This is a genomic window from Pseudomonas baetica (assembly GCF_051216495.1).
In the GTDB taxonomy this organism is placed as follows: Bacteria; Pseudomonadota; Gammaproteobacteria; order Pseudomonadales; family Pseudomonadaceae; genus Aquipseudomonas; species Aquipseudomonas baetica_B.
This window is the reverse complement of sequence record NZ_JBPKAM010000001.1, coordinates 373,488-397,273: the sequence shown is the minus strand read 5'-3', so window position 1 is coordinate 397,273 and position 23,786 is coordinate 373,488. Positions and strand designations below refer to the sequence as shown.

18 protein-coding genes and 1 pseudogene are annotated in these 23,786 nt (G+C 59.2%); 14 read left to right on the top strand and 5 right to left on the bottom strand.

Features of this window, described 5'->3' with window-relative positions:
- Nucleotides 1-55: 55 nt before the first annotated feature.
- A complete protein-coding gene (gene mdeB / locus ACSFE6_RS01790; protein ID WP_435426005.1) occupies nt 56-2,755 on the top strand; it encodes an alpha-ketoglutarate dehydrogenase in 2,700 nt (899 codons plus the stop codon).
- 55 nt (nt 2,756-2,810) lie between these two features.
- On the opposite strand, the gene ACSFE6_RS01785 is transcribed toward mdeB, so the two are convergent.
- Nucleotides 2,811-3,278, bottom strand: a complete 468-nt coding sequence (locus tag ACSFE6_RS01785) for a hypothetical protein (protein ID WP_435426004.1) — start codon at nt 3,276-3,278, stop codon at nt 2,811-2,813.
- Nucleotides 3,279-3,378: 100 nt separating this feature from the next.
- The gene (locus tag ACSFE6_RS01780; protein ID WP_435426003.1) at nt 3,379-3,624 is read right to left on the bottom strand and encodes a hypothetical protein; all 246 of its coding nucleotides are present in this window, start codon (nt 3,622-3,624) and stop codon (nt 3,379-3,381) included.
- A 227-nt stretch (nt 3,625-3,851) separates the two neighbouring features.
- Between ACSFE6_RS01780 and ACSFE6_RS01775 the strand changes: the two genes are divergently transcribed.
- From ACSFE6_RS01775 to ACSFE6_RS01760, 4 genes are all read left to right on the top strand, one after another.
- Nucleotides 3,852-5,474, top strand: a complete 1,623-nt coding sequence (locus ACSFE6_RS01775; RefSeq protein ID WP_435426002.1) for a methyl-accepting chemotaxis protein — start codon at nt 3,852-3,854, stop codon at nt 5,472-5,474.
- Nucleotides 5,475-5,868: 394 nt separating this feature from the next.
- Complete coding sequence (locus ACSFE6_RS01770) at nt 5,869-7,206, top strand: MFS transporter (protein WP_435426001.1); 1,338 nt, start codon at nt 5,869-5,871, stop codon at nt 7,204-7,206.
- Between the two features lie 65 nt (nt 7,207-7,271).
- Nucleotides 7,272-8,534, top strand: a complete 1,263-nt coding sequence (locus tag ACSFE6_RS01765; RefSeq protein ID WP_435426000.1) for a gallate dioxygenase — start codon at nt 7,272-7,274, stop codon at nt 8,532-8,534.
- A gap of 137 nt (nt 8,535-8,671) precedes the next feature.
- Complete coding sequence (locus tag ACSFE6_RS01760; protein ID WP_435425999.1) at nt 8,672-9,919, top strand: OprD family porin; 1,248 nt, start codon at nt 8,672-8,674, stop codon at nt 9,917-9,919.
- Nucleotides 9,920-10,051: 132 nt separating this feature from the next.
- Here the strand turns inward: ACSFE6_RS01760 and ACSFE6_RS01755 are convergent, their stop codons facing one another.
- Nucleotides 10,052-11,257, bottom strand: coding sequence for a LysR family transcriptional regulator (locus tag ACSFE6_RS01755; protein ID WP_435425998.1), 1,206 nt, complete (start codon nt 11,255-11,257; stop codon nt 10,052-10,054).
- Between the two features lie 156 nt (nt 11,258-11,413).
- Between ACSFE6_RS01755 and galB the strand changes: the two genes are divergently transcribed.
- From galB to ACSFE6_RS01740, 3 genes are read left to right on the top strand one after another with little or no spacing between them, the layout of a single operon-like run.
- Nucleotides 11,414-12,148, top strand: a complete 735-nt coding sequence (gene galB, locus ACSFE6_RS01750; protein ID WP_435425997.1) for a 4-oxalmesaconate hydratase — start codon at nt 11,414-11,416, stop codon at nt 12,146-12,148.
- Entirely contained in the window at nt 12,145-12,861 is a 717-nt protein-coding gene (locus ACSFE6_RS01745) for a 4-carboxy-4-hydroxy-2-oxoadipate aldolase/oxaloacetate decarboxylase (protein ID WP_435425996.1), read from the top strand. Before galB ends, ACSFE6_RS01745 begins: the two co-directional genes overlap by 4 nt.
- A 2-nt stretch (nt 12,862-12,863) precedes the next feature.
- Nucleotides 12,864-13,949 carry a 4-oxalomesaconate tautomerase gene (locus ACSFE6_RS01740; protein ID WP_435425995.1) on the top strand — a complete coding sequence of 362 codons (1,086 nt, stop codon included), beginning with the start codon at nt 12,864-12,866 and terminating at the stop codon, nt 13,947-13,949.
- A gap of 71 nt (nt 13,950-14,020) precedes the next feature.
- On the opposite strand, the gene ACSFE6_RS01735 is transcribed toward ACSFE6_RS01740, so the two are convergent.
- Nucleotides 14,021-15,814 carry an alpha/beta fold hydrolase gene (locus ACSFE6_RS01735; protein WP_435425994.1) on the bottom strand — a complete coding sequence of 598 codons (1,794 nt, stop codon included), beginning with the start codon at nt 15,812-15,814 and terminating at the stop codon, nt 14,021-14,023.
- Between the two features lie 196 nt (nt 15,815-16,010).
- A complete protein-coding gene (locus tag ACSFE6_RS01730) occupies nt 16,011-16,931 on the bottom strand; it encodes a universal stress protein (RefSeq protein ID WP_435425993.1) in 921 nt (306 codons plus the stop codon).
- A 273-nt stretch (nt 16,932-17,204) separates the two neighbouring features.
- Here ACSFE6_RS01730 and ACSFE6_RS01725 point away from each other — a divergent pair, with 273 nt between their 5' ends.
- The 6 genes and pseudogenes from ACSFE6_RS01725 to ACSFE6_RS01700 all read left to right on the top strand — a co-directional run bounded on the left by ACSFE6_RS01725 (nt 17,205) and on the right by ACSFE6_RS01700 (nt 23,551).
- The gene (locus ACSFE6_RS01725) at nt 17,205-18,278 is read left to right on the top strand and encodes an NAD(P)-dependent alcohol dehydrogenase (RefSeq protein ID WP_435425992.1); all 1,074 of its coding nucleotides are present in this window, start codon (nt 17,205-17,207) and stop codon (nt 18,276-18,278) included.
- A 329-nt stretch (nt 18,279-18,607) separates the two neighbouring features.
- Nucleotides 18,608-19,507 (top strand): universal stress protein, encoded by a 900-nt coding sequence (locus tag ACSFE6_RS01720; RefSeq protein WP_435425991.1) that lies wholly within the window; start codon nt 18,608-18,610, stop codon nt 19,505-19,507.
- A 357-nt stretch (nt 19,508-19,864) separates the two neighbouring features.
- Nucleotides 19,865-20,749: a universal stress protein gene (locus ACSFE6_RS01715; RefSeq protein ID WP_435425990.1), complete on the top strand. Its 885-nt coding sequence runs from the start codon at nt 19,865-19,867 to the stop codon at nt 20,747-20,749.
- Between the two features lie 649 nt (nt 20,750-21,398).
- Nucleotides 21,399-21,839, top strand: a complete 441-nt coding sequence (locus ACSFE6_RS01710) for a CBS domain-containing protein (protein ID WP_435425989.1) — start codon at nt 21,399-21,401, stop codon at nt 21,837-21,839.
- A 92-nt stretch (nt 21,840-21,931) separates the two neighbouring features.
- Nucleotides 21,932-22,459: pseudogene (locus tag ACSFE6_RS01705) on the top strand (MCP four helix bundle domain-containing protein); the annotation flags it as partial.
- A gap of 30 nt (nt 22,460-22,489) precedes the next feature.
- Nucleotides 22,490-23,551, top strand: coding sequence for a methyl-accepting chemotaxis protein (locus ACSFE6_RS01700; RefSeq protein WP_435426028.1), 1,062 nt, complete (start codon nt 22,490-22,492; stop codon nt 23,549-23,551).
- Nucleotides 23,552-23,786 lie beyond the last annotated feature (235 nt).

Sequence of the window (23,786 nt, the reverse complement as noted above, 5' to 3'; positions counted from 1 at the left end):
TGACTGAAATACATCATGGTTTCCGAGCGTCATCCGACACTGGCAGGAGTTGCCCATGAACCCTTCCGATACCCTTGCCCGTTTCCTGGGGCAGACAGCAGAAGAGACCGAGGAAATTGCCGAGTGGCGTGATGCATTGCTATCGGTCATCGCCCATGGCGGTACGGCACAGGCCAAACAGATCCTCGACATGCTGGTGGCGGTGGCAGGCACCTCGGACATCGGGTGGCGGCCCAGCCTCGGCACCCCTTACATCAACACCATTAGTGTCGAACACCAACCGCCGTTTCCGGGGGACCTGGCCATCGAAGAACGCTTGGCGTCGATCATGCGCTGGAACGCCTTGGCCATGGTCGCCAGGGCCAATTTCGCCTATGGCGAATTGGGCGGGCACATCGCCAGTTATGCCAGCGCCGCCGATCTGTTCGAAGTAGGGTTCAACCATTTCTTCAAGGCCCGCACCGAAGGCAGCGGCGGGGATCTGGTGTTCTATCAGCCGCATTCGGCACCGGGCGTTTATGCCCGGGCCTTCCTCGAAGGTCGTCTCGACGAACAGGACCTGCAGCACTATCGACAGGAAATCGGTGCTCGCACCCACGGCGCGCGGGGCCTGTCGAGTTATCCGCACCCGTGGCTGATGCCGGACTTCTGGCAGTTTCCGACCGGGTCCATGGGCATCGGTCCGATCAGCTCGATCTACCAGGCCCGTTTCATGCGTTACCTGGACCATAGAGGTCTGCTGGACACTGCGGGCAGGACCGTGTGGGGTGTGTTCGGCGATGGGGAAATGGATGAGCCGGAAAGCATGTCGGCACTGACCCTGGCGGCACGGGAAGGGCTCGACAATCTGGTGTGGGTGGTCAACTGCAACCTGCAACGGCTGGACGGGCCGGTACGCGGCAACGGTCGCATCATCGACGAGCTGGAAGCGTTGTTCGGTGGCGCCGGCTGGAACGTGATCAAACTGGTCTGGGGCTCCGATTGGGATGCCTTGTTTGCGCGGGATGCGGATGGCGCGCTGGTCCAGGCGCTGTCCAGTACCGTCGATGGCCAGTTCCAGACGTTTGCGACCAAGGACGGGCGCTTCAATCGCGAGCAGTTCTTCGGCCAGAACGAAGCATTGGCGCGGCTGGCCCAGGGGTTGACCGACGAACAGATCGACCGCCTGAAACGCGGTGGACACGACGTGGTGAAGATCTTTGCCGCTTATCAGGCCGCTTTGCGCGAAGGCCGCAAGCCCACGGTGATTCTGGCGCAAACAAAGAAAGGCTTCGGCATGGGAGACGCGGGGCAGGGCAGGATGACGGTGCACCAGCAGAAGAAGCTCGACAAGGAGGCGTTGATCGCATTCCGCAACCGTTTCAACCTGCCGTTGAGCGATGAACAGGCCGCTGCGTTGAGTTTCTTCAAACCCGACGAAGACAGCGTTGAAATGCGTTATCTGCATGAGCGCCGTCGGGCGTTGGGCGGTTACCTGCCGGCGCGATCATCCGCTTGCGAGCCGTTGGTCGTGCCCGGTATCGACAGTTATGGCGCCTTTGCCATCGCTGCCGAAGGCAAGGAAATGTCGACCACCATGGCCTTCGTGCGGATGCTCGGCGGGTTGCTTCGAGACAAGCAACTGGGACCGCGCATCGTGCCGATCGTGGCGGATGAAGCCCGCACGTTCGGCATGGCCAGCCTGTTCAAGCAGATCGGTATTTATTCCAGCGTCGGGCAGCGCTATGAGCCGGAAGACATCGGTTCGATCCTCAGTTACCGGGAAGCCTTGGACGGGCAGATTCTGGAGGAGGGCATCAGCGAGGCCGGGGCGATCAGTTCCTGGGTGGCCGCCGCGACCAGTTACTCGGTGCATGGCCTGCCCATGCTGCCGTTCTACATCTACTACTCGATGTTCGGCTTCCAGCGCATCGGCGATCTGATCTGGGCTGCGGCGGATCAGCGAGCCCGCGGTTTCCTGCTTGGCGCCACGGCAGGGCGCACGACCCTGGGCGGGGAGGGACTGCAACACCAGGACGGCAATAGTCACCTGATGGCGTCGATGGTCCCTAACTGCCGCGCTTACGACCCGGCCTTCGCCGGTGAGTTCGCGGTGATTCTCGACCACGGCATGCGCCAGATGCTGGAGCGTCAGGTGGACGAGTTTTACTACGTCACATTGATGAACGAGAACTACCCGCAGCCCAACCTTCCCGAAGGTGTTGAACAAGCAATCATCAAGGGCATGTACCTGTTCGCCCGACATGAACTGACGGATGCCCGGGGACGCGTGCAGTTGCTGGGTTCCGGCGCCCTCCTGCGCGAAGTCATCGCCGCCGGCCAATTGCTGGCCAGCGACTGGCATGTCGACAGCCAGGTGTGGAGCGTCACCAGCTTCACCGAACTGGCCCGCGAGGCCCGGGACGTCGAGCGCTGGAATCGCCTTCATCCAGGGCAACCGGCGCGCCGAAGTCATCTTCAGGATTCGCTCAACGACCCTGCGCCGATCATTGCGTGCACCGACTATGTGCGTGCCTTGCCGCAGTTGATCGCCAGTTACCTGGATGCCCGTTACACGGTACTTGGCACCGATGGTTTTGGCCGCAGTGACACCCGCAGCAGGCTGCGCTCGTTCTTCGAAGTGGATCGGTATCAGATCGTCTTGAGCGCGCTGACGGCACTGGTCCGGCAAGGACAACTCGATGCCGGTGTCTGTGTCGAGGCGATTGCCCGGTACGGAATCGCCGTTGACAGCATGGCGCCCTGGACAGTGTGAGGCTGACGAAACCGACTAAAAAATCAGTCTCGCGGGACTATGAGGTGGGGTTGAGTCAGCCAGCGGCTCGCTCGCAGGCTGCGCCGGCAGCTTCATATTCAAGAAAGCCATTCTCGAACTGCAGGGCGTCATTGAACATCAGGCCTTGCCAGGAGGAAGCCGCGCTGGCTGCCGCTTCATTGCACTTATGGAACGGGGTGAACAGCACCCCGAACTTTTTACCTTCGGCCTCGAGCGCGGCCAAATCGATCGCCAGTTCGCGTATCTGGATCGGATCCGCCTGTTGGTGATCAAGCTGGGACAATCCGCGTTTTACCGTAGCATCCAGGCGCTTGATGAAGTCCTGTGCTTCGGAGGCCGGAATTCTTGCCGCGGCGTTCTGCGCGTCTATCAAGGCCTGGCCGACTTTGAGGTCTTCCTTTGTCGTATGCCGATTGCTCAGGTCAATCACCTTTGGCGCTTCCTGGGCTGTTGCCGAGAAGGCGGTGATGCACAGCAGCGTGGCTAACAAAGTCTGTTTCATTGCGGTGTCTTCGCGCGGTTGTTAATGACCGCGTACTTTACGATGCGCCATAGGCGAGTCCAATCAGGCAATCCTGAATGCTCGGGTCAGTTTGAACGCGTCACGAGTCTTCAACCGTTGCCCGCACAATCCGTTCGCTTTTCACTTCGTCCGCGTAGGTCGTCAGCCGATCTTCCGTCTCCTGAAAGCCCAGCGCGATCTTCATCAACTCGTTGGCGCCGTCGTCATCGCCAAACGCCCGAAGACGTTGGGCAATCGTGAACAAATCCACGCCCGACCACTTGAGCAGGGCAGCCGCCTGCTTGAGGTCGCGTCGTAATTGTTGATTGGGCTTGGTCAGGTTCATGGCACTCCTACAGGCTTATTGCCGTTCAATCGGGTCAGTGTAGACATCACGATTCGGCGCCATAGGCCATCAGGGAAAACTGATTATCCACATCGGGGGTTTTCGGATTTGACTGATGTCTGTCACTGACACCGTCTGGTTAAGGTGTATGGGCTGATAACTTCGCTCAGCTTGATCGCTGGTGCCAAAAGATTAAAAACCGATGCATTGAGAGTGGGACTAAAAAAATGATGATAAGACGCATCAGACTAAGCGCGCGTGCAACTCTTTGCTTTGGCATCATTAGCCTGTTACTGCTGTGTATGGGCGGTTTGTCTGTTTGGAAAATGTCACAAATCGGCAGCGAAGCGAAAAGGCTGGAAGTCGATTGGCTGCCGAGCATTCAGGGCTCTGCGGCCGTCAAATCGACCGCTTACAAACTGCGTCTCGCGCTGCTTTATTACGTGATGGACAGTGCGACAGATAAGGATGCATCGAAAGCAAAGGTTGTCGACCTGGAAAACAAGCTCGCGGAGGTTTCTCGAATCTATGCGCCCAATGTTTCCTCTCAGTCTGAACAGGTCAAATACGAGAAAGTTCTGGATGCGGTCAAGAATTACAACGATAAGGTTCAGGTTCTTTTGGAGCGGGCTGACAAACAATCCCAGACCGAATCCTTTGCCTACATCCGGACGGTGACGGCACCGGCAGCGGAAGAACTGATGGCCGATATTGATCGGTTGGCAGCCGTGAATACCGAAGGTGCGGCCCGTTCCGGAGTCGGGGCACGTGAAGCTTTTGATAGCGGTCTCGAATGGGTGATCACGATTATTGTCCTAGGCCTGATACTCACCGTATGCATCGCCATTTTCTTCACACGAAGCATCGTGTTGCCGATGCAATCGCTGTTACAGGTCAACCAGAAGATTGCCGAGGGCGATTTGCGGAGCACGGTGGAGGTATCGGGTGAAGATGAATTGACCGAGCTGCAAAAGTCCGCCTCGGCGATGCTGACGAACCTCAAGGGCACGATCAATCATATTTCCGAGTCGGCTTCCTTGCTGGCATCGGCGGCTGAAGAAATGAGCGCCATCACCTATGAGTCGAAAGCCGGCATACAACGGCAGAACCTTGAAACCGAGCAGGCCGCGACGGCCGTCAACGAGATGACAGCGGCGGTCGAGGACGTCGCCCGCAATGCGGTGTCCGCTTCCCAGTCCACCCAGCAGTCCAGTACAGCCGCCCATACGGGCCTGGATCGGGTCACCCGGACGATTTCCTCGATCGAGAACCTGGCGGGATCCGTTGGCCAGACCAGCAGTGACCTCGAAGTGTTGGCGCAGCAAACCCAAGGCATCCGGAAAGTGCTGGATGTCATTCGGGCCATCGCCGAGCAGACCAACCTGCTGGCCCTGAACGCCGCTATCGAAGCCGCTCGGGCCGGTGAACAGGGGCGTGGCTTTGCCGTGGTGGCCGATGAAGTCCGGGCCTTGGCTCATAGGACCCAGGAGTCGACACAGGAAATCGAGCAAATGATGAGCGGCATCATGTCGGGCTCGGACAAGTCCGTGCATTCGATGCAACAAAGCAGCGTCGAAGCCATTAGAACACTCGAAATCGCACGGGAAGCAGGGGAGGCGATCAGGGAGATTTCCCGGGCAGTGACCGATATCAACGAAAGAAACCTGTTGATCGCTACCGCGTCCGAGCAACAGGCGGAAGTCGCCCGCTCCGTGGACCAGAACCTGATAAGCATCAAGGATTTGTCCATCCAAAGCACGTCGGCAGCCGATCAGACGTCCGTGGCTAGCAATGAGCTGTCAAAGCTGGCCATTAATTTGAGCAAGATCGTGGCTCAGTTCAAGGTCTGAACACGCTGTGAATTTATGACCGGCTTTGCGGGAAGGGATGTCGGCTGCCGATCGACGATGTCGGCGCCGGCTTCTCGTCCTTGTAGAGATGATCTTACCTATTCAATCCTGTTGACCACTCCCACTCTCCTTTCCATACGCAGGGCGGCATAGCCAGGGGCATACAGGTCCGGCTCGGCCCACTCTTCATGGGCATTGCCGTGTGGCCGAATACCAGGGCCTAAGGCGCGTTTCAAATCACCCGATAAGAAAAACCGATACCCGCTTAAGGATTTCCCAGAGGCGGGGCGGGCACTTGCGGCTTTAGAGTCACGGCCAGTGTTCGACGATGGGCTGGCCTCGACGCCATGGCGGACCCTGTCGGAATTTCTACAAAAATAAGAAGGTGAAAAACATGAGTCTCGAAACGGTCGACATCAAAGCGTGGATCGATAACCGCCCGGTTGCCAGGTATCAATGGCTCATCATGAGCCTTTGCTTCTTCATTGTGCTGTTCGATGGTCTTGACGTGGCAGTGATGGGGTTTATCGCACCTTCACTGATTCAGGAGTGGGGTCTTTCCAAGGCCGCATTCGGCCCGGTCATGAGCGCGGGCATGGTCGGGCTGGCCATCGGTGCGCTGACGGCCGGCCCTTACGCTGATCGCCTGGGGCGCAAGAAGGTGCTGCTGTTTGCCGTGACCGGATTCAGCGTGCTCAGCCTGGCGTGTGCGTTCGCCCGTAACCCCTATGAGCTTGCCGCTTTGCGGCTGTTGACCGGCGTGGCCCTGGGGGCCGCGATGCCGAACACCACCACGCTGCTGGCCGAATACCTGCCGGAGCGCAATCGCTCGTTGTTCATCACCATCATGTTTACCGGTTTCAACATGGGCTCGGGGCTGGGCGGCTTGCTGGCGGCCTGGCTGATTCCGCTGCACGGCTGGCAATCGGTGTTGCTGGTCGGCGGCATCCTGCCACTGATGTTGTTGCCTTTCCTCTGGTTGCTGTTGCCTGAGTCCGCACGCTTCCTGGCGGCGCGTCATGCACCGGCCGCGCAGATCGCCAAAGTGCTGAACAAGCTTGGTGGCACCTTCTCGGCAACCACGCACTTCACTCTCGCCGAACCCCAGGCCCAGCACAAGGCACCGGTGCGCATGCTGTTCACTGATCGCTATCGGACCGGCACGCTGGCGCTGTGGCTGACCTACTTCATGGGCCTGCTGGTGATCTACCTGACCATGGGCTGGATGCCGACCCTGTTGCGTGAAGGCGGTCTGTCCATTGAGCGGGCGGCGACCATTACCGGTCTGTTCCAGATCGGCGGTACGGTCGGGGCTATCGTGGTCGGCTGGATCATGGATCGGCGCAACCCGAACGGGGTTATCGCCACCTCCTATGCATTGGGCGGCGTCTTTATTCTGTTGCTGGGGGCGTTCAGCCTGGAGTCGAGCCTGCTAGCGGTGGGCGTAATTGCCGCGGGATTCTGCATGAGCGGTGCGCAGACCGGGCTCAACGCTTTTGCTCCCGGCTACTACCCGACCGATTTTCGCGCCACCGGTGTGAGCTGGATGCTGGGCATCGGTCGCTTCGGGGCTATCTTTGGCTCTCTCATCGGTGGTGCGGTACTCAGCCTCGGCTTGGGCCTGCCGTTGCTGTTCGCCCTGTTGAGCGTGCCGGCGTTCATCGCCGCATTGGCAATCCTGGCCAACGGTCATGCCCGGCGCCGGGTCAACCAGGCCCTGGTGGCGCAATAGTCTTTTGCGAACACTTTTTATCGGCCCTTTTTTCGAACACTTTTTATCAAAAGCAGGAACTCATCATGGCACGCATCATCGGTGGCCTCGCTGTCTCCCACACACCCACCATCGGCTTTGCCGTCGATCATGACAAACAGAACGAGGCGGCCTGGGCGCCGATTTTCGAAGGCTTCGAACCGATCAAGGTGTGGTTGAAGGAGCAGCAGCCGGATGTGCTGTTCTACATCTTCAACGACCACGTGACGTCGTTTTTCTTCGATCACTATGGGGCGTTCTCCCTCGGCGTCGATGAGCGTTACGAAGTGGCGGACGAGGGCGGCAACCCGCGCTCGCTGCCGCCGGTCGGTGGGCATGCGGCGCTGTCGCGGCACATTGGCCAAAGCTTGATGGCCGATGAGTTCGACATGAGTTTCTTCCGTGACAAGCCGCTGGACCACGGCTTCTTCTCGCCGATGTCGGCACTGTTGCCGTGCGATCCGCAATGGCCGGTACAAATCGTGCCGTTGCAGGTCGGCGTGTTGCAGTTCCCGATCCCCAGCGCCTTGCGTTGCTACAAGTTGGGACAGGCCCTGCGCCGGGCGATCGAAAGTTATCCCGAAGACCTGAAGGTGGCCATTGTTGCCACTGGTGGCGTGTCCCATCAGGTGCATGGCGAGCGTTGCGGTTTCAACAATCCGCAGTGGGATGAGCAGTTCATCGATCTGCTGGTCAACGACCCGCAGCGCCTGACCGAAATGACCCACGCCGAGTACGCCACCCTCGGCGGGATGGAAGGCTCGGAGGTGATCACCTGGCTGATCATGCGTGGGGCCTTGTCGGCCACGGTGAAAAACCTGCATCAGGACTACTACCTGCCGTCCATGACCGGCATCGCCACGCTGCTGCTGGAAAACCAGGATCGGCCGGTTCCGGCGGATGTGAATGCACGGCACTTGCAGCACATGCAGCACCAGTTGGCCGGTATCGAGAAGCTGGACGGGACCTATCCGTTCACCCTGGAACGCAGTGCCAAGGGCTACCGCTTGAACAAGTTCCTGCATCGCATGATCGAGCCGCAATGGCGTCAACGCTTTCTCGAGGCGCCCGAGGCGCTGTTCGAGGAGGGGGGCTTAAGCGAAGAGGAACGCGATCTGCTGCGACGCCGTGACTGGCGCGGGTTGATCCAGTACGGGGCGATTTTCTTCGTGCTGGAGAAACTCGCGGCGGTACTGGGGATTCCCAACTTGCAGGTCTACGCGGCGATGCGAGGGCAGAGCCTGGAAGCGTTCATGCAGACCCGCAATCAGCAGGTGCTTTACTCGGTGGCGGGCAAGGCCCCACGCTGATCTTCGGGAGCGATCGCTCCGTCAGTTCTCGGCGGCCCTGATCGGGTCGCCATTCACCATTTTCTGTTTGATCTCACTGTGCCCGGCACTCAAGGGCGCAGGGCATTTCTTTACCCAAAAACCGGAAAACAATAACAATGAAAACCCCCGTCAATCATCGAATCGCTTGCTCGCTGGCCGTTATTTGCGTGGCACCTCTGGGCGTTCAGGCCGCAGGTTTTGTCGAAGACGCCAGCGTCAACCTGAATCTGCGTAACTTCTACATCAACCGCAACTTCACCAACCCGGCTTACCCGCAAGGCAAGGCGCAGGAGTGGACCCAGAATTTCATTCTCGATGCCAAATCCGGTTTCACCCAGGGCATGGTGGGGTTTGGCGTTGATGTGTTAGGGCTTTACTCGGTCAAGCTGGACGGTGGCAAGGGCACTGGTGGTACGCAGTTGCTGCCGGTCGATAGCGATGGTCGTCCTGCCGATGATTTTGGCCGTCTGGCCGTCGCCGGGAAAATGAAAGTGGGGAAAACCGAGCTGAAGGTCGGTGAATGGATGCCGGTGCTGCCAATCCTGCGCTCCGACGACGGGCGCTCGCTGCCGCAAACCTTTCGTGGTGGCCAGGTCACTTCGCAGGATATCGATGGCCTGACCCTGTACGGTGGCCAGTTCCGGCAGAACAGCCCGCGCAACGATTCGAGCATGGAAGACATGTTCATGCAGGGCAAAACCGCGTTCACGTCCGATCGCTTCAACTTCGTCGGTGGCGAATACAGCTTCAACGAGAAACGCACGATGATCGGCCTATGGAATGCCGAGCTCAAGGACATCTACCAGCAGCAGTACCTGCAACTGGTTCACAGCCAGCCACTGGGTGCCTGGACCCTGGGTGCGAACCTGGGCTACTTCTGGGGGCGTGAGGACGGTAGCGCCCGTGCCGGCGACCTGGACAACCGCACCTTGTCAGCACTGCTGTCTGCCCGCTATGGCGGCAACACGTTCTACATTGGCCTGCAAAAACTCACCGGCGATGATGCATGGATGAGGGTCAACGGCACCAGCGGCGGCACACTGGCCAACGACAGCTACAACAGCAGCTATGACAACGCCCGGGAAAAATCCTGGCAGGTGCGCCACGACTACAACTTCGTCGCCCTGGGCATTCCCGGTCTAACCCTGATGAACCGCTACATCAGTGGCGATAACGTCCACACCGGCAGCGTTACCGATGGCAAGGAGTGGGGGCGGGAGTCAGAACTGGGTTACACGGTGCAGAGCGGCGCCTTCAAGAATCTCAATATGCGCCTGCGCAACTCCAGTATCCGTCGTGACTACAGCAGCAACGAATTCGATGAAAACCGTTTGATCGTCAGCTATCCCTTCAACCTGCTCTGAAATCAGACCCATTGTAGGAGCGAGCTTGCTCGCGATGGACGTCAACGATAACGCGTGCTGTCTGAATGAACGCGCTGTCCATGCGACCATCGCGAGCAAGCTCGCTCCTACAGGGGAATGGCAGCGTGCCAGTCACGCGGCCGCTTCGCGAATCACTTGGCGAATCATATCCAGCAGGGCCTGCGCCACCGGCGAATGCAGACAGCCCGTACGATAAGTCAGGCCGATGGCCCGGGTGGTCTGTTTCAGCTCCAACGGCAGGATGCACAACTCGCCCGAGGCAATCTCCTGTTCCAGCTGGTGGGCGGACACCGCCGCGAGCATGTCCGAGCGCAGCAACAGCCCCCGGATGATTGCCATGTCGCCGCTTTCCACGACTGGCCGGGGCGGCGCAATGCCGAACCGGTTGAAGCATTCATCCAGCATCCGTCGGGCTGGCGAGCCGGCGCGAGGCAGCACCCATCGGGCGGCGCCGAGTTCATCGTGCAGGTCCGGTTTTGAACAGAGCGGATGATCGCGCCGCGCCAACACCACCATTTCTTCCGTGAGCAATGCCTCGCCGGTCAGGTCGCTGGCGTAGGTGTCCGCGCGCAGGGCGCCAAAAATGAAGTCGACATCGCCAGCTCGCAGCTCGCTCGCCAGTAGATCGAACGGGCTTTCATTGGTGATCACCTGGATAGCGGGGTGCTCGGCCATCAGGCGCACGATGGCCTCGGGCAATATGCGCGTACGGCCCAAGGGCAGGGCGCCGACATTCACCACGCCTTGCAGCGTACCGCGGATTGCAGTGATGTCCGTTTCGATGTGGCGCAGTTCATTCAGCGCCCGGCGAATCGGGAACAGGATGTCCTGGCTGGCGCGAGTCGGCTGCAAACCGCGAGGCGTGCGCTCGAAGAGTGTTTGCCCGCAGCCGTTCTCCATGACCTTGATGGTCGAACTGATCGCCGGCTGACTCAGGCCGAGCAGGCTGGCGACGGTCTGCATGTGCTGGGTTTCACAGAGTTTGACGAACACTTGCAGGCGTCGGGCCTGGAACAGGTAAAGCGGTTCGACAGCGCGTTTGTCCGCGCCGCCGAGCAGTCGCGGGACGCTTTCCAGCTCCGCCAGCACGCGGCGCGCCCGCGGCAGCAACCGCGCGCCGTAATCGGTCAGGCGCATACCGTTGGCATGGCGTTCAAACAGCGGCACATCGAGTCGGGTTTCGAGCTCGGAAATCGATCGCGTCACCACTGATTGCGCCCGGAACAAGGCCGCAGACGCTTTGGATACGCTGCCGTAATCGGCCACCCTGACGAAGGCGCGCACGTTCATCAGGTTGGAGAGTTCTGTGGATTCCATTGGGGCGGGCTCGGGGGATCGGTGTCTGAGCCGGACTATGCATCGGCCTATACCGGCTAGCAATAAAAAAAACGCATACCTCCAACACTGCAACGCATTACTCCACCGGTGAGTCGCGGTGCGATGCTCTTTGCAACCGCAGGAGGAGTATCCGCAATGATCGATTCACCGAAAAACGCGCTGGTCGTCAGCGCCCACTCTGCCGATTTCGTCTGGCGTGCGGGCGGCGCCATCGCGCTGCATGCGCAACAGGGTTACAACGTGCACATCGTCTGCCTGTCCTTCGGCGAGCGCGGCGAGTCAGCCAAGTTGTGGCGCAAGGGCGAGATGAGCGAAGAGAAAGTCAAATCCGCCCGCCGTGAAGAGGCCCAGGCCGCTGCGGACATACTGGGCGCCAGCGTCGAGTTCTTCGACATCGGCGACTACCCGATGCGCGCCGACAAGGCCACCCTGTTTCGCCTCGCCGATGTGTTTCGCCGGGTCCAACCGGAATTCGTCCTCAGCCATTCGCTGAAAGATCCCTACAACTACGATCACCCGCTGGCCATGAACCTGACGCAAGAGGCGCGCATCATCGCCCAGGCCGAAGGCTACAGACCGGGAGAGAAAATAGTCGGCGCGCCACCGGTGTACAGCTTCGAACCGCACCAGCCCGAGCAATGCGAATGGCGTCCGGATGTGCTGCTCGACATCACCCAGGTCTGGGACAAGAAGTACGCCGCCATCCAGTGCATGGCCGGTCAGGAGCACCTGTGGGAGTACTACACCCGTGTCGCCTTGCAGCGCGGGGTACAAGCCAAGCGCAACGTCGGTATCACCTCCAGCCGCGACATCGTTTATGGCGAGGGTTACCAGAGCATCTTCCCCCGTGTGACGGAGAACCTCGGATGAGCGGGTTGATCGGAAAAACCGGCATTGTCGTGCGTCACATCGACCGCGCCGAACAGGCGTTGGTCGACGAACTGGGTCACTTCGGTGTCGCGACCATCCACGAGTCCCAAGGCCGAAAAGGCTTGCTGACGTCTTCGATCACACCGATCCAACGAGGCGTGGCCATCAGCGGCTCGGTGGTCACGGTGCTGGTCGCCCCGGGCGACAATTGGATGTTCCATGTGGCGGTGGAGCAGTGCCGGCCTGGCGATATCCTGGTGGTCGCGCCCAGTTCACCCTGCACCGACGGTTACTTCGGCGACTTGCTTGCCACTTCGCTCAAGGCCCATGGCGTGCGGGCGCTGGTGATCGATGCCGGTGTGCGTGACACCCACACGCTTCGGGAGATGGGCTTCCCGGTCTGGTCCCGCGCCATCAGCGCGCAAGGCACCATCAAGGAAACCTTGGGATCGGTGAACCTGCCGCTGGTGTGCGGCGGTCAATTGGTCAACCCGGGCGACGTCGTGGTCGCCGATGACGACGGCGTGGTCATCGTGCGTCGAGGTGAGGTCTCGCAGGTTCTCCAGGCCAGTCGCGCGCGTGCCGATCTGGAAGAACAGAAGGCGCTACGACTGGCCAGGGGAGAACTGGGGCTGGACATCTACAACATGCGCCAACGGCTCGCGGAAAAGGGCTTGCGCTACGTCGACAGCCTCGATGAACTCGGAGACTGAGCATGGGCCAGACACGTATTCCATGCCTGTTGATGCGTGGCGGAACGTCGAAAGGCGCTTACTTCCTGGCCCGTGACCTGCCTGACGACCCGGCGCTGCGAGACCGCGTACTGCTGGCGGTCATGGGGTCACCGGATGCGCGGCAAATCGATGGCCTCGGTGGTGGCGACTCGCTGACCAGCAAAGTGGCGATCATCAAGCCCAGCATCCGCGCTGATGCCGACGTCGATTACCTCTTCGCGCAAGTACTGGTCGATGAACCGCGCGTCGATTACGGCCAGAACTGCGGCAATATTCTCGCCGGTGTCGGGCCCTTTGCGATTGAGCGCGGATTGGTGGCGGCGTCGGGTGATGTCACCCCGGTGCGCATTTACATGGAAAACACCGGGCAGATCGCGATTGCTCAGGTACCGACCCCCGATGGCACCGTCAGCTATTCGGGCCAGGCACGGATTGATGGAGTGCCCGGCTACGGAGCGCCGCTGGTGGTTGAGTTCGAGGACATCGCCGGCTCCAGTTGCGGGGCACTGCTGCCCACCGGCAACGTGGTCGATGTGTTCGATGGGGTGGAGGTCACCTGCGTCGACAATGGCATGCCGGTCATTCTTGTCCGCGCCGACGACCTTGGTCTCAGTGGTTACGAGCCTCCGGAACAATTGGACGGCGACATCCCATTGAAGGCCCGGCTTGAATCGATCCGTTTGCAGGCCGGACCACGGATGAACCTGGGCGATGTGAGCCAGCGCAACGTGCCCAAGATGTGCCTGATTGCGCCGGCTCAAAGGGGAGGGGCATTGAGCACTCGCACCTTCATCCCCCATCGATGCCACACCAGTATCGGTGTGTTCGGTGCGGTCAGCGTGGCGGTTGCCTGCCTGATCGAGGGCAGTGTGGCAGCTGGAGTGGCGCGCGTAGTTGAGGGCGAGATCAAGCAACTCTCGGTTGAGCACCCCACGGGAGAGTTCACTGTAGAGCTGCGTCTTGAAAACGATCGCTTGGTGAGCTGCGGCTTGCTGAGAACCGCGCGGTTGTTACTGGAAGGGGCCGTATGCGTTCCGACGACGTTATGGGGAGGCAAGCGGGGCTAGTCGATCCTCACCTGTGCAAAGCGCTGAACCCCACGGGGACGTGGGGTCAGCTCAAGGAACAGATCGCAGCCTCAACGCTCCATGACATAGGTGCCCGGTGCGGGGCAGAGGGGTGGGTACTTACGTGAGCCGGGCTTTTTCGGCGCTGGCAGGCTGTCGCCCGAGCGCTGTCCGATCCATTCGCGCCAATGCGGCCACCAGCTCCCTTGTTGACGCTCGCCGGCGTTCTCCAGCCAGTTTTCCGGGGTCTCGGCGGCGGCAGGGGCCGCGTAGTAGAACGACTTGGGGTTACCCGGCGGATTCACCAGGCTCTGCAGGTGGCCGGCGTTGGACAGCACGTAGGTGGTGTCCTCGCCAAACAGTCGGGCGGTGCCGTAGCAGCCCTGCCAGGGGGTGATGTGGTCGGTGGTGCCGCCGACCACATAGGCACCCACCTTCACTTGGGTCATGTCGATCGATTCCCCGGCAATCTCCAGGGTGTTCGGGTTGCTGTAGGGGTTCTGCTGGACCAGGTCGAGGTAGTCCGCGTGCAGTTGGGCCGGCAACCGCGTGGTGTCGTTGTTCCAGGCCAGGATGTCGAAGGCCGGCGGCTTGTTGCCCAGCAGGTAGTTGTTGACCCAGTAGTTCCAGATCAGATCGTTGGGCCGCATCCAGGCAAACATGCGGGCCATGCCCTGGCCGCTCAGCACGCCTTTGCGCCGGGAGCTGGCCTTGGCCGCACGCAGGGCGGACGGGGTGGTGAACAGTCCAAGGGTGGTGTCGTCCAGCGCCGAGGGCATGTCGAGCACGCACACCGCCCAACTGGTGTTGGCCACCTTGTGGCCCTCGCCGCGGGCTGCCAGCCAGCCCAGGTAGGCTGCCAGGGTGATGCCGCCCGAGCAAGAGCCCCACATGTTCACATCCGGGCTGCCGGTGATCCTGCGCGCTACGTCCACCGCCTGGTCGAGGCACAGTGCGTAATCGGACAGGCCCCAGTCGCAGTGCTCGCGGGTGGGATTGCGCCAACTGATGACGAAGAGGGTGACACCGCTGTCCTGGATCCACTTGATCAGGCTTTTCTCCGGCGACAGGTCGATAGCGTAGTACTTGTTGATTTGCGGCGGCGACATCACCAAGGGGCGGGCATAGACATTTTCGGTGGTGGGCGCGAACTGCAGCAGCTCGAACATCTCGTTGCGAAACACCACTTGACCCTTGGCCGTGGCGACGTTTTCCCCCACCTTGAACGGTGTGCTGTCGACCTGCCTTGGGAGCCCACGGTTGGTCAGCATATCCTGGCCGAACTGGCGCATGCCCCGGGCCAGGCTCATGCCACCGGTGTCCACCAGCTTGCGCAGCGCCGCCGGATTGGTCAGTGGCGAGTTGCTCGGTGCCACGGCATCGGCCAGGAGCGCTGCGACGAACCGGGCCCGGCTCTTTTCCATCGGGGCCAGATCGGTGGAGTCGATGAAGCGGGTCAGCTCACTTTGGCCGGCCAGGTAGCTCTGCAGCAGTGCGCGCAGGAAGGCGTTGGTTTGCCAGGCCGGATCGGCGAAGCGCTTGTCCTTCGGGTCCGGCGCGATGCTGGAGTTACCCCCGACGATGCCGCGCAGTGCCTTCAGGTAACCCCCCAGATGAGCGCCAGCCTTGAGCGGCGACTTGCCCACGGCCTTGAGCAGGTAGCCGGCCGAGCTGGCCAGGTCCGCCGCGCGCACACTGACCAGCGGATTACCGGCCAGGGTCTGGTTGGCAGCCGTGCCGATCAGTTCTTGTTGCCGGGTGTTGTCCGGGAGATCGCCATCGTTGCGGACACGACGCTTTCGGCCGGTCGCCGAGGCGCGTTGGGTAGGGGGTGTGGACTCGCTCGTTCGGGTGGATCTGCTCATGGCGGCTCTCGTGCTTGCGGGCACTGTGTTGTTGTTTTGCACCGACTCTAGGGCAGCAGCGGCTGAAGCCACCTCGCATTGCACGACAGCGAGTTTTCATTTCATGACAAAAGGCAGCGTGGGCCGACGAGCTGAACGGGAGGTCTGCGGGACGGCCCCTTGGCCGATAGCCACTGAGTGACTGTTGCGCACCCATTCAAATGACTTCTGGCTCAACCACCCACACGCTGCATGGCATCTTGTACAGAAGATGTTCAACGGTACTGCCGACCAACCGCTCCATGGCTCGGTGACCGACGCGACCCATGACAATGACATCAGTGTCGTAAGCCCCGGCATAGCTGGAAAGCACCTTGGCCGGATTCCCCATGATCATGTGCTGGCGCTCCGGCGCAATGCCGTTGCGCTCCGAAAGCATGCGGAACGCATCAGCCTGCGCATCGAACAGTGTCTTGGCTTTGCTCGAAGAAAAAAAAGCCGAACCATCACTAAAACCAAATTCATCTGCGCTGATGGACGAGAGGTCATGGGCGTAGACCACGTCGAGTTCGGCGTTGCAGGTAGCGGCCAGTTTTGACGCCTCGCGCAGAATCCTGTCGTTGAAACCTTCATATCGGTCATCACGATGAAAAGGGTCGACGGCGGCGACGATTTTGCGCGGCAATGCGTGGTGCGCATGGCTGACAAAATGCAGCGGTACCGGGCATTCCCGTAGCAGATGAATATCCAGTGGCGTAAACATCAGGCGTGACAGCAGGGATTCGTGTTCCAGCGCCTTGATCACAACGGCCATCTGCTGTTCTTTCAGATGTATGAGGATTTCCTGCAACGGCCGCTCCACCCACACCACTTCAGTGGTGACGTGCACCCCGATTTTACGTAGTGGCCTGGCTTGATCTTCAAGCCATTGACGATGGCGCTCGACATAGCCCAGCCGCATCTGTTCCAGCGCTTGTTCATTGACCATTCCAGCCGTCGCAAGCCCTTCAAGGTAGTCGAACGCCACGATGTGCAGTGCCGCGTCCGAAGCCTTGGCCAGTGCAGCGGCCCGGTCGAAGGCAGGGCTGTTTTCCATCAAGGGAGAAACGATCAACATGAAACGTGATTGATCAGACATGACAGATCTCCGTTAGGTAATCGCGTAACGGCTTGCACCAATGGCTGCGGCGCCGGGCAGTGAAGCCTTGCACTTATCCTGCTGGAGGCCAGGGCGACGGGGTTGATCTTTGTCAATTGGAATGAGGCAGGACGATGGGGTCCGACGTGCGGTTGTCCAGTTCGCGTCCAGCGACGAGATTGTTGATCGTTATCAATCTTTCGTCCGTCACCTCGGCGCAGTCTTGGGGCTCATGCTGGACTTTGGTTTGTACAAGACAAAGGAGAGAACACCATGGCAACCATGAAAGCGGCTGTTTTCGTCGAACGAAACCGGATCGTGCTGGAAGACAAGCCCATCCCTGAAGTCGGGCCGCTGGATGCATTGATCCGTGTCACCACCACGACCATTTGCGGCACCGACGTGCACATCCTGCGCGGTGAGTATCCAGTGGCCAAGGGCCTGACCGTGGGGCACGAGCCGGTCGGCATCATTGAACGGTTGGGTTCACAGGTGTACGGCTTCGTGGAAGGGCAGCGGGTGATTGCCGGTGCCATCACGCCCGGCGGACAGAGTTATGCCTGCTTGTGTGGTTGCGGTTCACAGGACGGTTCCGACACTCGCCATGGTTTCCGCGCTACCGGCGGCTGGAAGTTCGGCAACACGATTGACGGCTGCCAGGCCGAGTACGTACTGGTACCGGACGCCATTGCCAATTTGTGCCCGATTCCCGACGGACTCAGTGACGAGCAGGTGTTGATGTGCCCGGACATCATGTCCACCGGCTTTTCCGGGGCTGAGCGGGGCGAAGTGACCATCGGCGATACGGTTGCCGTGTTTGCCCTTGGACCGATAGGCCTCTGTGCGGTGGCGGGTGCACGGCTTAGAGGCGCGACGACGATCATTGGCGTCGATGCCGTGGCTGAGCGGATGAGTGTTGCCCGGCGGTTGGGGGCTACCCATGTCGTCAACTTCAAGGATGGCAATGTCGTCGAGCAGATCATGGCCCTGACGGATGGTCGGGGTGTCGATGTGTCCATCGAGGCGCTCGGGACCCAGGGGACGTTCGAGTCCGCACTGCGGGTGCTGCGTCCGGGCGGACGGCTGTCCAGCCTCGGTGTTTACTCCAGCGATCTGCGCATTCCGCTGGACGCCTTTGCCGCGGGGTTGGGTGACTACAGCATCGTCACCACCCTGTGCCCCGGCGGCAAGGAACGCATGCGCCGCTTGATGGCGGTGGTGCAGAACGGTGGCGTGGACCTGTCGCCGCTGGTGACTCACCGTTTCAAACTCGATGATATCGAGGCGGCTTATGAGTTGTTTGCCCACCAACGGGACGGTGTGATGAAGGTCGCGATTACGCCGTGAAGGTATGCAGGGCGAAACTCGACGTCGAAGCCGGTGCACCTGGTGACCACGCCCCTGAATCCCCGGCCACGTAACGTATTGGCCATCATTGATGTGTTGCCCTGCATCGGGCGCCATGCAGTGTGCTGGCGATCAAGCCGGGACGAATGCTGCAATCCTGAAGACTGGATCGCCCCGTGATGGACCGTTGGCCGGAAAATCGCGGGGCGCTCTTTTTACAGGTAAAGGCGATTCACGCGTGTTTGATGTAAATCAACTCGCACAACGTACCAGGGCGCAGTGTTAAAGCACGCCGGCACCTGAAGGCCGGGGTCGAACGGAGGTGTGTGATGTATCAATATCAACGGTTGCTGTTGATCGTCGATCAAAGCCTGCGGCAGTCCCCCGCCGTGCAACGTGCCGTCGCACTGGCCAAGGCCGTTGGCGCGGTTCTGGATGTTCGAGCCTTTGTCGAACCGACACCGGTGGTGCATTTGTGGGAGGAAAAAGTCGACGACGCAGAGCAACAGCGCTATGTGCGCCGCTATCGCCGCTGGGAGGCTGAGGAGTTCGATCGGCTCTGCGACCTGGGTCTGGAGGTGACGGTCAAGGTTGTCTTCACCACCCATCCGCTGCTGGATATTTTGAAGACAGTCGAAGATCTCAAGCCATCCCTGTTGATCAAGGATGTGACCCTTGAACCCGCTCTGAAGCGGGTGTTCATGACTCCACTGGATTGTCATTTGTTGCGTGAATGCCCGGTCGCCGTGCACCTGGTCAACCAAATCCGGTACAGCTTGCCTCACCGGATCGTGGCGGCAGTGGACCCGTTCGATCCAGCGACACAAATCAGCGGTTTGAATGACACCATCATCCAGACTGCCAATGCCCTGGCCCTGCAATGTGATGCGCCGTTACACCTGCTGTACGCCTATGACTTGTCGCCCGTCTTCAACAGCGATGCGCCACTGGCCGGAGGCAGTTGGGGCGTGGACTTTATCGAGGAACTGCGTCAGTCCCTGCATGAGGCGTTTATTACGCTGGCGGAGCGCTACGGGGTACCGCCTGAACGACGCCATTTCGTCATGGGGTTACCGGTACCGGTGATCAGCGGATTCGTCGAGGAATATTTGGCCGATGTGGTGGTAATGGGCGTTGAGCAACGCGTGGGAATCGACCGGCTGATTGGCAGCAATACAGAGCGGGCCCTGTACTCGGTGCCGGGGAGCATTTTGGCAGTCAGGCAGTGAGCGCTATCGGGCCGTTGAATTGGCCGGCCCGCACCGTTCAAGCGTATGCCTCCGTGTAACTGGAATAATCATCGGTGCAGAAGCACCCTGGACGATCTTTAGATCCAACTTATTGTGGATGCAACAGACGAACGGATGTAAGTCCCGTTCCGTCGGCGAGTTGCCCTTGCATTCGTGCGCTATTCAACTCGAACACAGTCCTTGAGAGTTGATGTAAATCAAGTCATGAACGCGTCAGGCTCTCAAAATCGAGGAAAAGCTTCGATGTCGATGATCTGGCAGCCGGCATCGACCGATGGGCTGCAAGCGCCCAGCATCGTAGCTTGCTTGAAACGATGTTCTTGCTGGAGACCCTACATGAGCCAGTATCAAAGGTTATTACTCATCATTAACCCGACCCTGCGTCATTCCTCAGCCATGAACCATGCTGCAGCGCTGGCCAAGGCCAGCGGCGCGAGTTTGCATATCGCGGCGCTAATCCCTTCTTTCAAATGGTTATCGCTACTTGAAGAAGGGGATCGAGAACTGGCTCGGGAGCGTTACCTGCAGGACCATCACGACTGGCTTAAGGTCCAGGCAAAAAATCTGCGGGGAAGAGATATCGACGTGACTACCGAGGTGGTTTGGGCTGAGGATATGAAACAGGACATCCTTGATCACGTCGCAGCGTTGCAGCCCGACCTGTTGATCAAGGAAATTCAGCATGAATCGGCGCTCAAACGGGCCTTCTTCACGCCTTTGGACTGGCATTTGCTGCGCGGCTGCCCTGTTCCGGTTTTCCTGGTGGGTGGCAGCGGCTTCGTGTTGCCACGCAGGGTAGTGGCGGCGGTTGAGGTCTCGGACCGTGAGTCCGCCGACAATGAACTGAATGAGCGGATCATCAAGCAGGCTTCCAGCCTTGCCATGCAGTGTGATGCCGAGCTGCATTTGTTGTACGCCTGCGATATCACGGCTGATTATCTGGCGGACATGGGCGGCCTGACGCTCGCCGACCTGACCAAAACGCTACGCAGAGATTTGGAAGCGTCCTTCTTGAGGTTGGCCGGCCGCTTCGGCGTACCCTCTGATCGTCGACATTTCATTCTGGGGCATCCGGTTTCGGCGTTGAGCGAGTTCGCTAATGAACACAAGGTGGATGTCATCGTGATGGGAAGGGTCCAGTCCCATGGGGTGGGCAAGCTTCTGGGTAGCACCACCGAGCATATCCTGTATCAGGTGCCATGCTGCGTTCTGGCGGTTTAGATCGAGCGGGGGCGGGACTGGATCGGTACAAACTGGGGACATCCTTAACGTTTTAAACCAGAGACATCGTTTACAGGTATGAAACACGGTCAGGAGGTGCCTGACCGTGCGCTGGAATCGTTGGTGGTTGATGTGATCACGCTGAGTTGATCATGGAAACGAGCAATGTGGATTGCCGAGCGATGGAGTCAAACAGGACGTGCACTGTTGTAATGCTCTGTGCTTAACAAAGTGCACCACTCGGAAGCGACGCGATGGACTTTCACTTCCATTGGCCCAAAGCTCATCGATTTGCTGACCTTGGACATTCACTTTCTCGGGATATCTGCCCAGGCCACTGAAACTCGATTGGATCGCGGTCGCTGTGATCGTTCAGGAACCTGGAGTTCCGCACAGGATGAAATGCATATGCTGCCGGCTGGCACAAAGGCTGCAAGACCTACATCAGGTTTACCTACCACATATTCAGCTGGGCTCCTCCTCGGTCAACGATGATCGATGTTTCGAACAGCCCATGAATAATGTGGGTACCTCAGACAGGGATCATTGGCTTTAACACTGCAAAACAACAGGCAAAGGCGCCTGGAACCGAATGGTTTCAGGCGTTTTTTTTTGCGTTTTTTATCCGTAATTATCCTCGGAGCCATCCATGAAAACAGCCGCACAATTGCTGAAACTAAAAGTCTCGCAAAACCAGCAGGTACATAGCATCGCGCCAGATCAGATGGTGTATGAAGCGCTGAAGATGATGGCTGAAAAGAACGTAGGTGCTTTGCCCGTAATAGAAGAGGGTCAGGTAGTTGGTGTTATCAGTGAACGCGATTACGCGCGCAAGGTTGTTCTCCAAGGGCGATCTTCAGTAGGTACACCGGTCAGGGCCATCATGAGCGCACCCGTCGTGACGGTAGAAAGTCAGCAAAGTATTGAGCGTTGCATGGAAGTCATGACCGATAGACATCTGCGCCATTTACCGGTGGTTGAAGGTGACCAACTGATTGGCCTTTTATCGATTGGTGATTTGGTGAAAGAAGCCATCGTCGAGCAGGCCGACCTGATCCGGCAGCTGGAACACTATATTCGCGGGCACTAAGCGACTGATTGTGCTGCGGATGTAGAGCTTATGGGCCTTGTTGATATGAAGGTGATGCCCATCGAGCAGGAATTAATCATGGAGCTTTTGATATGGCCAAGCTAACCACGGCACGACGTATTTTTATCGGTTTTGCAATTGCGCCGATGGTTCTGATTTGCCTGACTTTCTATGCGTTGCACGATCTGGCAACGCTGAAAGACCAGGCAATGGTGATTGTGAAACAGGACTGGCCGAAAATCGATCCGATCCTGGTCATTGCCACAGGCGTGCGGGACAACGCCAGGAACACCAGGGATTTGCTGATCGACAAGGAAAATCAGCAAGCGCAACAGGCGATTGATGCCACTAAAAAGCGCATCAGCCAAGCACTCGAAACGCTTGAGCCATTGTTCGATTCACCGGATGGCAAGGCCGCCTATTTTGCTCTGAAAAAGAATCGCGAGGCCTACGTCTCCGCGTTCACCCAGGTGCAGCTATTGATCAAGCAAGGCGCTTTTGATGGCGCGATGACGCAGTTGAAACAACAAGTCATCCCCGCCGAACAGCAAGTTTATAAAAGCCTGGATTCCTTGATGGTGACGCAAGGTCAGATCTTTGCCGATCGCGAAAAGTCGGCACAGGCGCTGTACAGCGATGCGCGATTTAACATGTTGGGATTGCTTGTGTTCTGCCTGGCCTCGGTCATCGTCGCTGCGGTTATCGTGACGCGTAGTGTCACTCGACCTTTGGGTGGAGAACCCGATGATGCTGCGCGGGTCTTGAGTCAAATCGCACAAGGTGATCTGACGATTGAAGTGCCAGTGAATGCTAGTGCTGGCGACAGCGTAATGATGAACATGCACCAGATGCAGCAAAGCTTGAATGCAATGGTCAAACACATCGCGGCGTCGGTCGAACAGGTGGCGAGTTCGTCCGAAGAGCTGAGCGCAGTGAGCTGCCAGGCCAGCAGCAGCTTGCAAATGCAGGGTCTGGAGATCGAGCAGGCTGCGGCGGCGGTCAATCAAATGACGGCGGCCGTCGATGAGGTCGCACGAAATGCAGTCAGTACGAGTGAGGCTTCGCGGGTGTCCGAGCAAACCGCGCAACGCGGCCGTGAGCAGGTTCAGGAAACGGTATCCTCGATAGGGGCACTGGCGGGGGGCATGACGGATACCTCGGAGCGTATCCAGCAATTGGCCAGGGGTGTTCAAGATATCAGTACGGTGCTGGACGTGATTCGCAGCATTGCGGAGCAAACCAATTTGTTGGCCCTAAACGCGGCGATTGAAGCAGCGCGTGCCGGCGATGCCGGACGTGGTTTTGCGGTGGTCGCTGACGAGGTGCGGGCGCTGGCCCATCGCACTCAGGTGTCGACCCAGGAAATCGAGCAGATGATTGGCACTATTCGTCTCGATACCGTGCACGCTGTTAACGCCATGCAAAGCAGCAGTCACCTGGTGCAGTCGACTCTGGAAGTCGCGCGACGCTCCGGCGTTGCCCTGGAGGAAATCGCCTACTCGATCTCGCAGATCAATGAGCGCAATCTGCTGATCGCCAGTGCTACGGAGCAGCAGGCCCTGGTGGCACGTGAGGTTGATCGAAACTTGATGGGGATTCGTAACGTGTCCAACCAGGTCTTGGTGGGTGGGCAGCAAACCCAGGTAGCAAGTTTGGAGTTGGCGCAGATGGCAGGAGCACTGAACGAGACGGTAGCGCGTTTTAGAGTCTGAGCTAGCACTTTCTGTTCTTTCTCAGTTACGCCTTTGAATCGCCCCGGATTCTCTAGACAGAGGGTGGGGGAACAGATGGGGGAACAAAAACTGCTGAAAGCAAAAAGGCCCCATAAAATGGGGCCTTTCGGTGCGAATATGGCGGAGGCGATGGGATTCGAACTCTTATCATAGGTTACCCCCTCTATTGCCTAAAAAATAGTAGATCAGACCCTACCCCTAGGTACACAAAACA

Excerpts from the sequence above, each read along its gene's own strand:
- ACSFE6_RS01725 (WP_435425992.1), top strand. The coding sequence starts at position 17,205 with ATGGCAACCATGAAAGCGGCTGTTTTCGTCGAACGAAACCGGATCGTG.
- ACSFE6_RS01745 (WP_435425996.1), top strand. The coding sequence starts at position 12,145 with ATGAGCGGGTTGATCGGAAAAACCGGCATTGTCGTGCGTCACATCGAC.
- ACSFE6_RS01715 (WP_435425990.1), top strand. The coding sequence starts at position 19,865 with ATGAGCCAGTATCAAAGGTTATTACTCATCATTAACCCGACCCTGCGT.
- ACSFE6_RS01765 (WP_435426000.1), top strand. The coding sequence starts at position 7,272 with ATGGCACGCATCATCGGTGGCCTCGCTGTCTCCCACACACCCACCATC.
- mdeB (WP_435426005.1), top strand. The coding sequence starts at position 56 with ATGAACCCTTCCGATACCCTTGCCCGTTTCCTGGGGCAGACAGCAGAA.
- ACSFE6_RS01700 (WP_435426028.1), top strand. The coding sequence starts at position 22,490 with ATGTTGGGATTGCTTGTGTTCTGCCTGGCCTCGGTCATCGTCGCTGCG.
- ACSFE6_RS01730 (WP_435425993.1), bottom strand. The coding sequence starts at position 16,931 with ATGTCTGATCAATCACGTTTCATGTTGATCGTTTCTCCCTTGATGGAA.
- ACSFE6_RS01760 (WP_435425999.1), top strand. The coding sequence starts at position 8,672 with ATGAAAACCCCCGTCAATCATCGAATCGCTTGCTCGCTGGCCGTTATT.
- ACSFE6_RS01785 (WP_435426004.1), bottom strand. The coding sequence starts at position 3,278 with ATGAAACAGACTTTGTTAGCCACGCTGCTGTGCATCACCGCCTTCTCG.
- ACSFE6_RS01720 (WP_435425991.1), top strand. The coding sequence starts at position 18,608 with ATGTATCAATATCAACGGTTGCTGTTGATCGTCGATCAAAGCCTGCGG.
- ACSFE6_RS01710 (WP_435425989.1), top strand. The coding sequence starts at position 21,399 with ATGAAAACAGCCGCACAATTGCTGAAACTAAAAGTCTCGCAAAACCAG.
- ACSFE6_RS01740 (WP_435425995.1), top strand. The coding sequence starts at position 12,864 with ATGGGCCAGACACGTATTCCATGCCTGTTGATGCGTGGCGGAACGTCG.
- galB (WP_435425997.1), top strand. The coding sequence starts at position 11,414 with ATGATCGATTCACCGAAAAACGCGCTGGTCGTCAGCGCCCACTCTGCC.
- ACSFE6_RS01780 (WP_435426003.1), bottom strand. The coding sequence starts at position 3,624 with ATGAACCTGACCAAGCCCAATCAACAATTACGACGCGACCTCAAGCAG.
- ACSFE6_RS01770 (WP_435426001.1), top strand. The coding sequence starts at position 5,869 with ATGAGTCTCGAAACGGTCGACATCAAAGCGTGGATCGATAACCGCCCG.
- ACSFE6_RS01755 (WP_435425998.1), bottom strand. The coding sequence starts at position 11,257 with ATGGAATCCACAGAACTCTCCAACCTGATGAACGTGCGCGCCTTCGTC.
- ACSFE6_RS01775 (WP_435426002.1), top strand. The coding sequence starts at position 3,852 with ATGATGATAAGACGCATCAGACTAAGCGCGCGTGCAACTCTTTGCTTT.
- ACSFE6_RS01735 (WP_435425994.1), bottom strand. The coding sequence starts at position 15,814 with ATGAGCAGATCCACCCGAACGAGCGAGTCCACACCCCCTACCCAACGC.